This window comes from Cupriavidus sp. 09_S30 (assembly GCF_056930435.1).
This window is the reverse complement of sequence record NZ_JBXOWI010000001.1, coordinates 1,734,865-1,749,193: the sequence shown is the minus strand read 5'-3', so window position 1 is coordinate 1,749,193 and position 14,329 is coordinate 1,734,865. Positions and strand designations below refer to the sequence as shown.

The window sequence follows — 14,329 nt, the reverse complement described above, 5'->3', positions numbered from 1 at the left end:
GGCTCAGCTCTCCCGGGTTCCCATCAGACCACGCGGGCGGACGATCAGCATCACCACCAGCAAGACATAAGGCAGCACCGGCGCCACTTGCGACACCGTGAGCTTCCACAAGGAATAGAACGGCGTGCTGCTCGTCACCTCCAGGCCGAACGAGCCGAACAGGCCGGCCAGCGAGGCGTCGATGGTGACCGCGAAGGTCTGCAGCAGCCCGATCAGGATCGACGCGATAAAGGCCCCGACAAGGGAACCCATGCCCCCCACCACGGCCACCACGAACACGATCGAGCCTACCGCCGCGGCCATTGACGGCTCGGTGACGAAGGCATTGCCGCCGATCACGCCGGCCAGCCCGGCCAGCGCGGCACCGCCGCCGAACACCATCATGAACACCCGCGGCACATTGTGGCCCAGCGCCTCCACCATCTCCGGATGGGTCAGCGCGGCCTGGATCACCAGGCCGATGCGGGTGCGCGTGAGCACCAGGTAGATCGCCACCAGCATCGACAGCGACACCAGCATCATGAATGCGCGGTACTTCGGGAAGGACGAGGTGAACACCGTGAACAGCGGCCCGTCCAGCTCGGCCGGAATGCGGTACGGCACGGCCGCCAGGCCCCAGACCAGCTTGACGCCCTCCTCGATCAGGTAGGCCAGGCCGAAGGTGAACAGCAGCTCGGCCACGTGCCCGTACTTGTGCACCGTGCGCAGGCCGAAGCGCTCCACCAGCGCGCCGGCACCTGCCACCAGCAGCGGCGCGAAGATCAGCGCCGGCCAGAAGCCCACCTTGCTCGCGACGGTGTAGGCGAAATAGGCGCCGAGCATGTAGAAGCTGGCGTGCGCGAAATTGAGCACGCCCATCATGCTGAAGATCAGGGTCAGCCCTGACGACAGCATGAACAGCAGCAGCCCGTAGCTGATGCCGTTCAACAGGGAGATGATGAAGAATTCCACAACCAGTCCTTCCTTCTTGCGCCAGCGGCGCGCAAGCGGCCGGCTGGCGATGGGAAACGAGCGGGCGAGCGCCGCCCCGCGCGGGCAGCCGATGCCCGGCCGGCCCGCGTTGCAAGGTCCACAGTATGCAGGATGGGGGCGGCCGGCAAGATGGCGCCGCCCCCTTGCGCCGTCGTTACGGGCGCTTCATCTGGCAGGAGGTCGGTTGGGCCGCGACGAACTGGTCGAGCGCGGCATCCGTCTTCCAGCCGTAGCCCGTGTTCTCCTGGTCGAACTTGATGTCCTTGCCGTTGACCTTGGTCCAGGTGGCGACCACCAGCGGCTGCTGGGCCTGGTGGTCGGCGGCACGCATTTCGACCATGCCGACCGGCGTGTCGACCTTCATGCCTTCCAGCGCCTTGGCCACCTTGACCGGATCGGTCGAGCCCGTGTCCTTGAACGCCTTGCCCAGCATGCTGATGCCGGTGTAGGCAGCCATCACGTAGAGATCGTCGTTGTACTTCTTCTTGAAGCCCTCGATCAAGTCACCGCCCTTGAAGCCGGGGTTGTTGGCGTTGTAGTAGCCGACGTACTTGACGCGCTCGGCGCCCGCCGCCCCCATTGCCGTCGGCACGCCGGTGGTGGCGGCGTAGTAGGTGTAGTAGTTGGCGTTCAGGCCGGCGTCCTTGCCCGCCTTGATCAGCAGGGCCAGGTCGCTGCCCCAGTTGCCGGTGATCACGGTATCGGCACCCGAGGCCTTGATCTTGGCCGCATAGGGAGCGAAGTCCTTGACCTGGGCCAGCGGATGGAAGTCATCGCCGACGATCTGGATGTCCGGGCGCTTGCGCTTCAGGTAGTCCTTGGCGGCACGCTCCACCTGGTGGCCGAAGGAATAGTCCTGGTTGATCAGATAGACCTTCTTGACATTCGGATTCTTCGCCAGGTACGTGGTCAGCGCCTCCATCTTCATGTCGGAGTTGGCGTCGAGCCGGAAATGCCAGTAGTTGCACTTGCTGTTGGTCATGTCCGGATCCACCGCGGCGTAGTTCAGGTAGATGATCTCCTTGCCCGGATTGCGCGCGTTGTGCTTGGATACGGCCTCCTCCAGCGCCATGCCGACGGACGAACCGTTGCCCTGCACGATGTAGCGGATGCCCTGGTCGACGGCCTGGTTGAGGATGGTCAGGCTTTCCTGCGGAGACAGCTTGTTGTCGAAGCCAACCACCTCGAACTTGTGCGCACCGCCCCAGCCCCTCTGGTTGGCGACATCGGCGATGTACTGCCAGCTCTTGAGCTGGTTCTGGCCGACCGGCGCCATCAGCCCCGAAAGCGGATCGATGAAGGCAATCTTCACCGTGTCGGCACTCGCCGCGCCGGCCCCCAGGGCGGCAAAGAGGGCACTGGCGGCCACGAGCGGACGCATCTTGATCATCTTGGTCTCCTAAGTCTTTTTTTCGTTGGCTTTGTTGGTCCGGGCGGCAAGCGTGCATCCGCTGGCACATGCCTGCCGCCCTCGCCGGCGCCGGCCCGCTGCGCGGGCCTGACGGCTCGGACGGGCTTCCGCGCCCCGCCTCAGGCGGTGGGCAGGCGGTAGTCCTTGTACTGTTCGCGCAGCTTCAGCTTCTGCATCTTGCCGGTGGCCGTGAGCGGGATCTCGGTGGCGAACACCACGTCGTCCGGAACCCACCATTTGGCCACCTTGCCCTCGAAGAAGCCCAGCAGTTCCTCGCGGCTGACTTCGGTGCCGGGCTTCCTGACCACCACCAGCAGCGGGCGCTCGTCCCACTTCGGATGGTGGGCCGAGATGCAGGCCGCCATGTGCACGGCCGGATGGGCCGCCGCCACGTTCTCGATGTCGATCGATGAGATCCACTCGCCGCCGGACTTGATCACGTCCTTGCTGCGGTCGGTGATCTGCATATAGCCGTCCGCATCGATGGTGGCGACGTCGCCGGTCGGGAACCAGCCATCCACCAGCGCCGGGGCGTCGACGCGGAAGTAGTGGTCGATGACCCAGGGCCCGCGCACGTACAGGTCGCCGAAGGCCTGGCCGTCCCAGGGCAGTTCCTTGCCCTCGCCGTCCACGATCTTCATGTCAACGCCGAACACCACGCGGCCCTGCTTCTCCAGGATCTTGTGCTTTTCCTCATCGGGCAGCGCGTCATGCTTGGCCATCAGCCGGCCGGCGGTGCCCAGCGGCGACATCTCGGTCATGCCCCAGGCGTGCACCACGTCGACATCGAGCGCCTCCAGCGCGCGGATCATCGCCGGCGGCGCGGCCGAGCCGCCGATCACGGTGCGGCGAAAGCTGGAGAACTTCAGCTTGTTGGCCTGCACGTGCTGCAGCAGGCCCAGCCACACCGTCGGCACGCCGGCCGAGAAGGTGACCTGCTCCTGCTCGAACAGCTCATAGAGCGAGGCGCCGTCCAGCTTCGCGCCGGGGAACACCAGCTTGGCGCCCACCAGTGGCACCGAGTACGGCAGGCCCCAGGCGTTGACGTGGAACATGGGCACGACCGGCAGGATCACGTCGCGCGCCGAGCAGTTCAGCACGTCGGGCAGCGCCGAGCCGTAGGAGTGCAGCACCGTGGAGCGGTGCGAATAGAGTGCCCCCTTCGGGTTGCCGGTGGTGCCCGAGGTGTAGCACAGGCTGGAAGCGGTGTTCTCGTCGAACTCCGGCCAGGTGTAGTTGCCGTCCTGGCCGTCGATCAGGTCTTCGTAGCACAGCAGCGGCGCCTTGGATTCAGCCGGCATGTGCGCGCGGTCGCTCATCAGCACCCAGCCCTTGACCTTGGGGCAATGCGCCGCCACGCCCTCCACCAGCGGCAGGAAGGTCAGGTCGAAGAAGACGTAGCCGTCTTCGGCATGGTTGATGATGTAGGCGATCTGCTCGGGGAACAGGCGCGGGTTGATGGTGTGGCAGACCGCCCCCATGCCCGACACGCCATAATAGATTTCCAGGTGGCGGTAGCCGTTCCAGGCCAGCGTGCCGACGCGGTCGCTCTGTTGCACGCCGAGCGCGGCCAGGGCTTGCGCGAGCTTGCGGGCGCGCAGCTCGCACTCACGATAGTTGTAGCGATGGATATCGCCCTCGGTGCGCCGCGAGACGATTTCGGTGTCACCGTAATACCGTGCAGCGTGCTTGATGATGGAGGAAATGAGCAGCGGCGCATTCATCATTTGACCCATCAATGCCATGAAATCGTCTCCTGTCTTGTCATAGTGTTTGCCGGGGCACCCGTCAAAAAAGCGAACAATCGTGCTATTTTTTTGCGATTCTTCCCATCCGTTGCTGAACATCAACTGAACGTCAACGGGATACCAATGTGCGCTCCCAACTTGCGTTGGCAACTTCGGCCGGCGACCGCGCCCTTGCGACCCTGCCGCTCCGATGGTGATTCGCCGCGCGTCCCTTGCTGCCGGGACGAGAGAGCGAGCCGATCGGAACAAGCTGTCAGACAAAAACCGGTTGTCGGCGTGCAAGTACAATACTGCGAGGCATGTTGCGCCTCAACATGTCGTTTTCCCTAGCCTGCAAGCGCAATTTCGGACATCCGGCGGCCTCATACCGCTGCGCCGCCCCCAAGAGAGACCATGGCCCAAGACCTGAGCGCCCCTTCCATCGACACCGCCGGCTGCGACCTTCCGCCACTGCGCACCGAGGCAGGCTTTGCCGCACTGGGCCCGCGCTTCTTCACGCGGCTCGCCCCCACCCCGCTGCCCTCGCCCTACCTGGTAGGGGTAGCGCCGGCCGCCGCGGCACTGCTCGGCTGGGATCCGGCCGTGGCGAAGCAGCCCGGCTTCATCGAGACCTTCGTCGGCAACCGCGTGCCGGACTGGGCCGACCCGCTGGCCACCGTGTATTCGGGACACCAGTTCGGGGTCTGGGCCGGCCAGCTCGGCGACGGCCGCGCCATCCGGCTGGCCGAGGCGGTCACCGACAGCGGCCCGTGGGAGATCCAGATCAAGGGCGCCGGCATGACGCCCTATTCGCGCATGGCCGACGGCCGCGCGGTGCTGCGTTCGTCGATCCGCGAATACCTGTGCTCGGAGGCCATGGCGGCGCTGGGCATCCCGACCACGCGCGCGCTCACCATCATCGGCTCCGACGCCCCGGTGCGCCGCGAGACCATCGAGACGGCGGCCGTGGTGACGCGGATGTCGCCCAGCTTTATCCGCTTCGGCCATTTCGAGCACTTCGCCGCGCACGACGACGTTGCTGCGCTGCGGCAACTTGCCGACTTCGTGATCGACCGCTTCCTGCCGGAATGCCGCGACGACGCCCAGCCCTACCAGGCGCTGCTGCGCGAGGTCTCGCTGCGCACCGCCGACCTGGTCGCCCAGTGGCAGGCGGTGGGCTTCTGCCACGGCGTGATGAACACTGACAATATGTCCATCCTCGGGCTGACCATCGACTACGGTCCCTTCGGCTTCCTGGACGCCTTCGACGCCAACCACATCTGCAACCACTCCGACACCCAGGGCCGCTATGCCTACAGCCAGCAGCCGCAGGTGGCCTTCTGGAACCTGCACTGCCTGGCCCAGGCGCTGCTGCCACTGTGGCGCGATGCCGAAGGCGGCGAGGCCGGCAAGGACACCGCCATCGCGGCCGCGCGGGCGGCCCTGGACCCCTTCCGCGCGCGCTACGCCAGCGCCTTCTTCCGCCTCTACCGCGACAAGCTGGGGCTGCGCAAGCTCGGCGAGCGCGACGAGGACGACGAGCCGCTGCTGACCAGCCTGTTCCAGCTGCTGCACGAACAGCGGGTCGACTACACCCTGTTCTGGCGCAATCTCGGCCGCATCGCCTCGGCGGACGGCAGCCTCGACGCCCCGGTGTGCGACCTCTTCCTGGACCGCGCCGCCTGGGATGCCTGGGCTGAGCAGTATCGCGCGCGCCTGCGCGCCGAGCAGTCGGACGATGCCGCGCGTGCCATCGCCATGGCGGCCGTCAATCCCAAGTATGTGCTGCGCAATCACCTGGCCGAGACCGCCATCCAGCGCGCCCGCGACAAGGACTTCAGCGAAGTCGAGCGACTGCTGGCGGTGCTGTCCCGCCCCTTCGACGAGCAGCCCGAGGCGCAAGGCTACGCGGCGCTGCCGCCCGACTGGGCGGCCGGACTGGAGGTAAGCTGTTCCTCCTGAGCGCAGGGCACCACCGCCGTGCCCGCGCGGGATCGCTTGCGCGGGCACTCGCCGACACGTTCGCCGGCACTGTAAGGCCGGCGTCCGCTGCACGACCAATGCGCTCCCCCAATCCACCAGGCAAGAACGGAGCGGCCCCGCCGGCCCTCCAGGAGAAAGGATCATGACAGTCAAGAAAACCGACGCCGAATGGCGCCAGCAGCTCTCCGAGATCGAATACCGCGTGACGCGCGAGGCCGCCACCGAGCGCCCCTTCACCGGCCGCTACTGGGACCACTGGGAATCCGGCATCTACAACTGTGTCGCCTGCGGCACGCCGCTGTTCGAGTCGGGCACCAAGTTCGACGCCGGCTGTGGCTGGCCGAGCTACTTCCGCCCCATCAATGGCGAGGTGATCGCCGAGCACACGGATCATTCCCACGGCATGGTGCGGGTGGAAGTGCGATGCAAGGAATGCGGCAGCCACCTCGGCCATGTCTTCGAGGATGGCCCGGCGCCGACGGGGCTGCGCTACTGCATCAACTCGGCTGCGTTAAAATTCGACGATCGCGATCCGGCAGAGCGCGCGGCCGATGAGGCCAATAAGGCCGATGGGGCCAAAGACCGATAAGGCCACGTCCACGCTGCCGGACGCCTCACGCTGAGCCCGCCGCCGGGGCATGACCCCGGCCGGTGCCCATTCTCAACCCAAGCCAGCCTGCATGAAATTCCTGTTCGACCTGTTCCCGGTCATCCTGTTCTTCATCGCCTTCAAGTTCCAGGGCATCTACGCAGCCACCGGCGTGGCGATCGCCGCCACCGTGGTGCAGATCGCCTGGACCTTCGCGCGCCATCGCAAGGTCGAGCCGATGCAGTGGATCAGCCTGCTGATCATCGCGGTATTCGGCGGTGCCACCCTGCTGCTGCACAACGAGACCTTCATCAAGTGGAAGCCGACCGTGCTCTACTGGCTGTTCGCCGTGGCCCTGCTGGGCTCGGTGATCGGCTGGCGCAAGAACCTGATCCGCGCCATGATGGAAAAGCAGGTGACGCTGCCCGAGGCCATGTGGGCCCGTCTCAACGCCGCCTGGGCCGGATTCTTCGCCGCCATGGGCGTGCTCAACCTCTACGTGGCCTATACCTTCTCCACCGATACCTGGGTCAACTTCAAGCTGTTCGGCAGCATGGGGCTGATGCTGGTGTTCATCGTGCTGCAAAGCATCTGGCTGTCGCGCCACATCCAGGAAAACAACCAGGACAAAGCGCCGGACTGACCGGCCGCAAGGAATCCCGACCATGGCAGCCGATCCCGCTACCATCGACGCGCTGCTGCGCGCCGCCCTCGCCCCCACCGAAGTCGCCGTGCGCGACGACAGCGCCCTGCACGCCGGCCACGCCGGCGCCGCCTCGGGCGGGGGCCACTACCACGTCACTATCGTCAGCGAATGCTTTACCGGCCAGAACCGCGTAGCGCGACACCGCATGGTGTATGATGCGCTGCGCAGTCTGTTCCCGGCGCAGATCCACGCGCTGGCCGTGACCGCATACACCGAACAAGAATACCGATCCCGCGAATCTTCCCGCGATCCTTCTCGCAACTCTCCGACCTGATTCCATGAAGACCTCCGTCCTCTCGTTCAGCCTGGCGGCTGTGCTTGCCGCTGGCAGCCTGCCCGCCGTTGCCCAGAACGCCGCCGTCGTGAATGGCAAGGCCATCCCCTCGGCCAAGGTGGACAAGCTGATCTCCAGCACCGGCCAGCCGGCCAGCGCCGAACTGCGCGACCGCGCCCGCAATATGCTGATCGACCGGGAACTGCTGCTGCAGGAAGCCAACAAGCGTGGCGTGACCCAGCGCGACGACGTGCAGGAACAGCTGGAACAGGCCAAGCTCAACGTGCTGGCCGGCGCCGTGTTCGAGGACTACGTGAAGACCCACGGTGCGAGCGACACCGAGCTGCGCAAGCAATACGACAAGATCAAGTCGCAGTTTGGCAACGGCAAGGAATACCACGTGCGCCACATCCTGGTGGGCAGCGAGGCGGACGCCAAGGCCATCATTGCCAAGATCAAGGCCGGCGCCAAGTTCGAAGACCTGGCCAAGGCCTCGTCCAAGGACCCGGGCTCGGCGGCCAACGGCGGCGATCTCGACTGGGCCAACAGCAACAGCTACGTGCCCGAGTTCTCGGCCGCGATGACCAGCCTGAAGAAGGGCCAGATGACCGACACCCCGGTGAAGACCCAGTTCGGCTGGCACGTCATCGAGCTGCTGGATACGCGCGACGCCAAGGTCCCGACCTACGAGGAAGTGAAGCCCCAGCTCGAACAGATGCTGATGGGCGACCAGAACTGGCAGCGCGAGCAGTTCCAGGCCATGATGAAGTCGCTGCGCGACAAGGCCAAGATCCAGTAAGCGGCGGCTTGCCGGCCGCCGCCTCCGCGCGGCGGTGGCTGCCACGGCGCCGCGGCGCAATCGAAAGGGTGCATGCGCACCCTTTTTTGTTATCCCGCTCTTCCGCACAGGCGCGGCGTCATGCCCCTGGCGGCAACGGTCGCGCAGCCTGGCCGCCCAGCCCCTGATCAGATTTATCTGTCCAAGACCGTAGAAATATCACCATCTGGATCGGAACCGTCCAATAGAAAGGGCAGGTCATTCCAGGGAATATAAGCGTATATTCACTGGCCCCCTTTCAGCATGCAAAACACCACGACTTCCCCGGTCGGAAGCCGCGCCACCGGATGGCATGCCGGCGGACCCGGTCCGCACCCCGACCTCGACGATATCCAGCGCGGACTCGCCGCCGCTGAGTTCGAAGCCTACTACCAGCCCCAGTTCCGCCTGCAGGACGGCAGCCTGTTCGCTGCCGAAGTCCTGGCGCGCTGGAACCATCCGCAATGGGGCGTGCTCGCGCCCGACCGCTTCCTGCCCGCCATGGAAGCCAGCCACGACGCAGACTTGCTGTGCGGGCAATTGCTCGATCTGATGCTGGCCCAGGGCCTGTCCCTGCAGCGTGAACTGGCAAGCCGTTCGCTGCGGCTCGAACTGGCTTTCAACGGCCCGCCGACCTTGCTCGCAGCGCCCGATTTCGCTACCCGCATCGGCCGGGCGGTGGCCGATGCCGGCCTGCCCGCCGAAGGGCTCACCTTCGAGCTCACCGAGCGCGGCGGCATCGACGATCCGCGCATGGACCGCATCCTCGATACCATCCTGCGGCTGCGCATGATGGGCTGCGGCGTGGCCATGGACGATTTCGGCCAGGGGCATTCGTCGCTGGCGCGCCTGTGCCAGTTTCCGTTCAGCCAGATCAAGCTGGACGGGGCCTTCGTGCGCGGGCTCGATCATTGCCGGGCCAGCCGCGCCGTCGCCACCGCCGCGCTCGCGCTGGCGCAGGAACTTGGCGCCGACCTGGTCGCCGAAGGGGTGGAAACCCCCTCGCAGCGCCGCCGCCTGATCGCCATGGGCTGCCAGATCGGCCAGGGCTTCGGCTTGTCGCCGCCCCTGAATCAGGCGGACCTGCTGCGCCGAATGACGGAAGACGGCATGGCCGCCGCGCCCTGCTGACCCCGCCCCCCGCCTTCCGCCCTTCCCATCCCGCCAGACGGCCGCCCCGCGCCGTCCGGCCAACTCCATAGGATCCGAGCCATGCGAGATCTCTGCGCACTGCTGCGCCGTGCGCTGGTGGCCTGCGCCCTCGCGGCGCTCGCGACCAGCGCCTGGGCGCAGGCCGGCGGAACCTCCGCGCGCCTGCAACTGCTGAGCCACCTGCCTGTGGAAAGCCGGGTGGTGCCCCTGTCCGAGGAGGACTGGGCCTGGCTGCGCGACAAGCGCACACTCCTGCTCGGCGTGCCTGCGCCCGGCCTGCCGCCGGTGGATGTCGTCTTCGACGGCGGCTTCGAAGGCATCACCGCCGACGTCACGGCCTTGCTGCAGCAGCAGCTCGGCATCGACATCGAGGTGCGCTACTACCCGGACCGCGCCCAGGCCATCCGCGCGCTCGAGAACGGCGGCATCGACCTGCTGGCCAGCGCCAACAGCTTCGAGGGCAACAGGCGGCCGCTCGCCCTCAGCCGCCCCTATGCGGACGACCAGCCATCACTGTTCCGGCGCCAGGGCGACGCGCGCAGCCAGCCGGACGACCTGGACGGCGTGACCGTCGCTATCCCTCAAGACTACCTGCCGGGCGCGGCGCTGCAGCAACGCTATCCGCGCGCCCGCTTCGTGCGCTACCGCTCGAACGCGCAGGCCATGGCAGCGCTCGCCTTCGGCCAGGCCGACGCCTACCTTGGCGATACGCTCTCCGCCTCCCTGCTGCTCAACCAGAGCTTCTTCGGCTTCGTCCGCTTCGAGCGCTTCCTGCCGCTCGCCTCGGATGGCTTCGGCTTTGCCATGCGCCGCGACGGCACGCCGCTGCCGCACATCATCGACACCGCCCTCGCCTCGCTCGGCCAGGGCAAACTCGATCGCATCGCCAAGCGCTGGGCCAGCGAAAACCTGATGCTGCCCGACGAGCGGCTCGACCTGGACGCCCAGGAACGGCGCTGGATCGCGCGGCACCCGGTGGTCAAGCTGACCATCAACGACGACTCGGCACCCATTGCCTTCTTCGATGCCGCCGGCAACTTCAACGGCATCGCCGCCGATCTGCTCCAGCGCATCACCCAGCGCACCGGCCTGCGCTTCGAGGTACAGCGCACCGGCAGCTTCGGCAATCTCCAGCAGGACGTGGTCAGCGGCAAGGCCGATCTCACCATGCTGGTGCCCAGCCCCGAGCGCGAAGACAAGCTGCGCTTCACGCGGCCCTTCGTGTCGAGCTATTTCGTGCTGGTGGCGCGCAAGGGCGCGCCGGTCACGCCCCAAGACCTGCAGCAGACGCCCGCCAAGCGCGTGGCCATTGCCCGCGGCCATGCCGCCGCGTGGAGAGTCAGCGCCGAGTACCCGCTGGCACAGGTGGTCACGCCCTCCACCGCGCTCGATGCCTTGCGCATGGTGGCTGACGGCGAGGCCGACGTTGCCGTGGCCTCCCTGACCACCGCGCGCTATTACATCGCGCGTCTCTATGGGGACAAGCTGGCCGTCAGCGGCATGATCGGCAACAACAGCGTGTCGCTCGGCTTCGCCATGCGCCGCGGCGACACCGAGCTGCAATCGATCCTGAACAAGGCGATCCAGGCGTCCAGCCCGCTCGAGCTGCGCGCCATCGTCAACCGCTGGCGTCCCAATGCGGCCATGACGGGCCAGACCTGGCGCGACTACCGCCAGACCATCGGCCTCATCGTCGGCACCGCGGTGGCCCTGCTGGCGCTGTTCGCCGCCTGGATCTTCCACCTGCGCCGCCAGATCCGGCAGCGCATGCGCGCCGAGCGCGCCCTGGGCGACCAGCTCCAGTTCATGCGCACCTTCACCGACGGCCTTCCCGACCCGGTCTACGTGCGCGACGGCGAGGGCCGCATGCTGTCCTGCAACCGGCGCTACCAGGAACTGCTCGGCATCGACGCCGGCCAGGCCCTGGGCAAGACCGCGTGCGAGCTGCCACCTGAGCTGTTCAAGTCCGCCCCCGCCTTCCACAAGTGCTACCTGCGCGCGCTCGCCGACGGCAAGCCGGTGCGGCACCAGCAGCAGGTGAACATCCGCGGCGAGGCGCGCTGGATCGACCACTGGGTCCAGCCCTTCTGCGATGCCTCCGGCAAGACCAAGGGCGTGATCTGCGGCTGGCGCGACATCACCGACGAGCACCGCCTGATCGAAGAACTGGAGCAGGCCAAGAACCTGGCCGACCAGGCCAGCCGCGCCAAGACCACCTTCCTCGCCACCATGAGCCATGAAATCCGTACGCCGATGAACGCCGTGATCGGCACCCTCGAGCTCGCCCTGCGGCGCGCCGAGGCGGGCGTGTTCGAGCACGCCGCCATCGAGACCGCCTATACCTCGGCCAACAGCCTGCTGGCCCTGATCGGCGACATCCTGGACATCGTGCGCATCGAGTCCGGCCACCTGAGCCTCGCCCCCACGCGCGCCGGGCTGCGCGAGCTGGCCGAGTCGGTGAGCCGCGTGTTCGACGGCCCGGCCCGGCAGAAGGGGCTGGCGCTGACGCTGGAGATGGATTCCAGCGTCAACGTCGACGTCCTGGTCGATCCGATGCGCTTCAAGCAGATCCTGTCCAACCTCGTCAGCAATGCCATCAAGTTCACCGAGCGCGGCTTCGTCCGGATCCGGCTCGGCTGCACGCCCGTCGGCAAGGATCAGGTGGAGGTCGCGCTGTCGGTGCAGGACAGCGGCGCCGGCATCTCCGCGGCAGACCAGCCGCAACTGTTCCGCCCCTTCTCCCAGGGACGCGAGGGGCAGCAGGCGGGCCAGGGCGGCACCGGCCTGGGCCTGGCCATCTGCCGCTCGCTATGCGAGATGATGGGCGGCACCCTGGCACTGCACAGTACCGAAGGTGTCGGCACCCAGGTGGACGTGACGCTCAGGCTCAACGTCATGCCGGCGGAGCACGCGCCCCGCAATGGCGACGCCCCGGCCAGCGCGCCCGCCTCTGCCGCGCCGAACGCGGACGGCGCCGCCTTGCCCTCCCCCGCGCGGCAACTGCAGGTGCTGGTGGTCGACGACAACCCGGTCAATCGCCTGCTGCTGTGCCAGCAGGTCGACTTCCTCGGCCACCGCGCCACTGCTGCTGAAGACGGCGCCCAGGCGCTGCAGCGCTGGCGCGACCAGGCCTTCGACGTGATCATCACCGACCGGCACATGCCGGCCATGAACGGCGAGGAACTGGCGCGCGCGATCCGCAGCGAAGAAGCCCGGCGTAGCCTGGCGCCCTGCCTGATCCTCGGCTTGACGGCCGACGCGCGCAAGGAAGCCATTGCCGACTGCCTGGCCGCCGGCATGAACGATTGCCTGATCAAGCCGGTCGGCCTGGATGCGCTGCAGTCTCTGCTGGCGACGGCGGCGGGCGCCGTGCCCACCCCCACGCCTGTTTTTGCGCCCGCCCCCGCCCCTGCACCGGCCGGAGCAGCGGACGAGGAAGTCACGCTGTCCGCGCTGATGCAACTCGCCAACGGCAGCCCGGCCCTGGCCCGCCTGCTCATCGATACCATGCTGCATGCCAATGCCGAAGACCGCCTGGTATTGGAGCGTGGCATGCAGACGCAGGATGCCGCCGCCCTGGCATCGTGCGCCCATCACATCAAGGGCGCGGCCCAATTGCTGAAGGCCGACGCACTGGTGCAAGCCTGCGCACAGCTGCAGGTGCTCGGCCAGGATCCCGCCACAGGGGTGGCGCGGCTGCGCGAGGCGGTCGAGACGGTAGCGGCCGCGCTCGCCACCCTGGATGACACGCTGCGCCGCCACCGCGCAGCCCTGCCCGCCGCCGAGAGCGGCGAGGCCGCGGCTGTGGCGGCAGATAGTTGAGTTTTGGCTGTTTTCGCGGCGACGCCGCAGGAGCCACCATCATCTCCTGCGCAGGCAGCATTGCCCCAGAACTGGCGTGCGCTCTGTCTGACGCAGCCGGCTAGCTCACCCCATGGCGCTTGGCTAGCTCGACCAGCGCCACCAGGTTGGCCACGCCGAGCTTGCGCATCAGCCGGATGCGGTAAGTACTGACGGTCTTGTGGCTGATCAGCAGGTCCGCGGCGATTTCCTGATTGCCCATGCCGCGCACCAGCAGCCTGAGCACGGAGAGTTCGCGATCGGTCAGGCTGGCCATCGGCGTCTCCTCTTCGCCGGCGGGCTGCCCGATGTCCTGCAAGGCGACCAGCGCGCTCTCGGGGAAAAAGGTGTAGCCGGACAGCACGGCGCGCACCGCGCTCACCAGCTCGTCGAGATTGTCGTCCTTGCTGATGTAGCCGGAGGCGCCGGCCTGCAGGCAGCGCGCGCCGAAATTGCGCGCGTCGCTGGAGGTCAGCACCAGGGTCTTGACCCGGATGCCGGAGGCCTTCAGGTGGGCGATCACGGCGAACCCGTCCAGCTTGGGAATGGACAGGTCCAGGATGAGCAGGTCGGGCGCCAGGTCACGCACGGCCTGGATGCACTCCGTGCCGCTTTCGCACTCCGCCACGATCTCGTGGCCTTCCTTCTCCAGCATCGTGCGCACGGCGAGGAGGATCAGCGGATGATCGTCCACGACGATGATTCGGCTCATGTTCTTGGCTTCCTGTTCCTCGGGCCGGCGGGAATGGCGGCACGGCTTAGGAAGAGTCCTCAGACGATCACCGAAATTCCCCCGGAATTTCACCGACGAAGCTTAGCACACGCCTCTCCCTGCACATCCCCACACATGCTCGCACG

Annotated in this window: 11 protein-coding genes; 7 read left to right on the top strand and 4 right to left on the bottom strand. The window is 67.1% G+C overall.

The window, feature by feature from the left end; genetic code table 11:
- Positions 1 to 3 precede the first annotated feature (3 nt).
- The 3 genes from AC1Z3O_RS08425 to AC1Z3O_RS08415 form a co-directional block, all read right to left on the bottom strand.
- Entirely contained in the window at positions 4 to 951 is a 948-nt protein-coding gene (locus tag AC1Z3O_RS08425; RefSeq protein ID WP_483515106.1) for a branched-chain amino acid ABC transporter permease, read from the bottom strand.
- A gap of 175 nt (positions 952 to 1,126) precedes the next feature.
- A complete protein-coding gene (locus AC1Z3O_RS08420; RefSeq protein WP_483515104.1) occupies positions 1,127 to 2,362 on the bottom strand; it encodes a branched-chain amino acid ABC transporter substrate-binding protein in 1,236 nt (411 codons plus the stop codon).
- Positions 2,363 to 2,502: 140 nt separating this feature from the next.
- Positions 2,503 to 4,128, bottom strand: a complete 1,626-nt coding sequence (locus AC1Z3O_RS08415) for a 3-(methylthio)propionyl-CoA ligase (RefSeq protein WP_483515103.1) — start codon at positions 4,126 to 4,128, stop codon at positions 2,503 to 2,505.
- Between the two features lie 396 nt (positions 4,129 to 4,524).
- Between AC1Z3O_RS08415 and AC1Z3O_RS08410 the strand changes: the two genes are divergently transcribed.
- From AC1Z3O_RS08410 to AC1Z3O_RS08380, 7 genes are all read left to right on the top strand, one after another.
- Positions 4,525 to 6,072 carry a protein adenylyltransferase SelO gene (locus AC1Z3O_RS08410; protein WP_483515102.1) on the top strand — a complete coding sequence of 516 codons (1,548 nt, stop codon included), beginning with the start codon at positions 4,525 to 4,527 and terminating at the stop codon, positions 6,070 to 6,072.
- Positions 6,073 to 6,235: 163 nt separating this feature from the next.
- Positions 6,236 to 6,682, top strand: coding sequence for a peptide-methionine (R)-S-oxide reductase MsrB (gene msrB, locus AC1Z3O_RS08405; RefSeq protein WP_483515100.1), 447 nt, complete (start codon positions 6,236 to 6,238; stop codon positions 6,680 to 6,682).
- Positions 6,683 to 6,773: 91 nt separating this feature from the next.
- On the top strand, positions 6,774 to 7,325 hold the full coding sequence (locus AC1Z3O_RS08400) for a septation protein A (RefSeq protein ID WP_483515099.1): 552 nt from the start codon (positions 6,774 to 6,776) through the stop codon (positions 7,323 to 7,325).
- Positions 7,326 to 7,347: 22 nt separating this feature from the next.
- The gene (locus AC1Z3O_RS08395) at positions 7,348 to 7,662 is read left to right on the top strand and encodes a BolA family protein (RefSeq protein ID WP_483515097.1); all 315 of its coding nucleotides are present in this window, start codon (positions 7,348 to 7,350) and stop codon (positions 7,660 to 7,662) included.
- 4 nt (positions 7,663 to 7,666) lie between these two features.
- On the top strand, positions 7,667 to 8,461 hold the full coding sequence (locus AC1Z3O_RS08390) for a peptidylprolyl isomerase (RefSeq protein ID WP_483515095.1): 795 nt from the start codon (positions 7,667 to 7,669) through the stop codon (positions 8,459 to 8,461).
- Positions 8,462 to 8,743: 282 nt separating this feature from the next.
- The gene (locus AC1Z3O_RS08385) at positions 8,744 to 9,610 is read left to right on the top strand and encodes an EAL domain-containing protein (RefSeq protein WP_483515093.1); all 867 of its coding nucleotides are present in this window, start codon (positions 8,744 to 8,746) and stop codon (positions 9,608 to 9,610) included.
- A gap of 81 nt (positions 9,611 to 9,691) precedes the next feature.
- Positions 9,692 to 13,453 (top strand): transporter substrate-binding domain-containing protein, encoded by a 3,762-nt coding sequence (locus AC1Z3O_RS08380; RefSeq protein ID WP_483515091.1) that lies wholly within the window; start codon positions 9,692 to 9,694, stop codon positions 13,451 to 13,453.
- Between the two features lie 100 nt (positions 13,454 to 13,553).
- On the opposite strand, the gene AC1Z3O_RS08375 is transcribed toward AC1Z3O_RS08380, so the two are convergent.
- Positions 13,554 to 14,183 carry a response regulator gene (locus AC1Z3O_RS08375; RefSeq protein ID WP_483515089.1) on the bottom strand — a complete coding sequence of 210 codons (630 nt, stop codon included), beginning with the start codon at positions 14,181 to 14,183 and terminating at the stop codon, positions 13,554 to 13,556.
- Positions 14,184 to 14,329 lie beyond the last annotated feature (146 nt).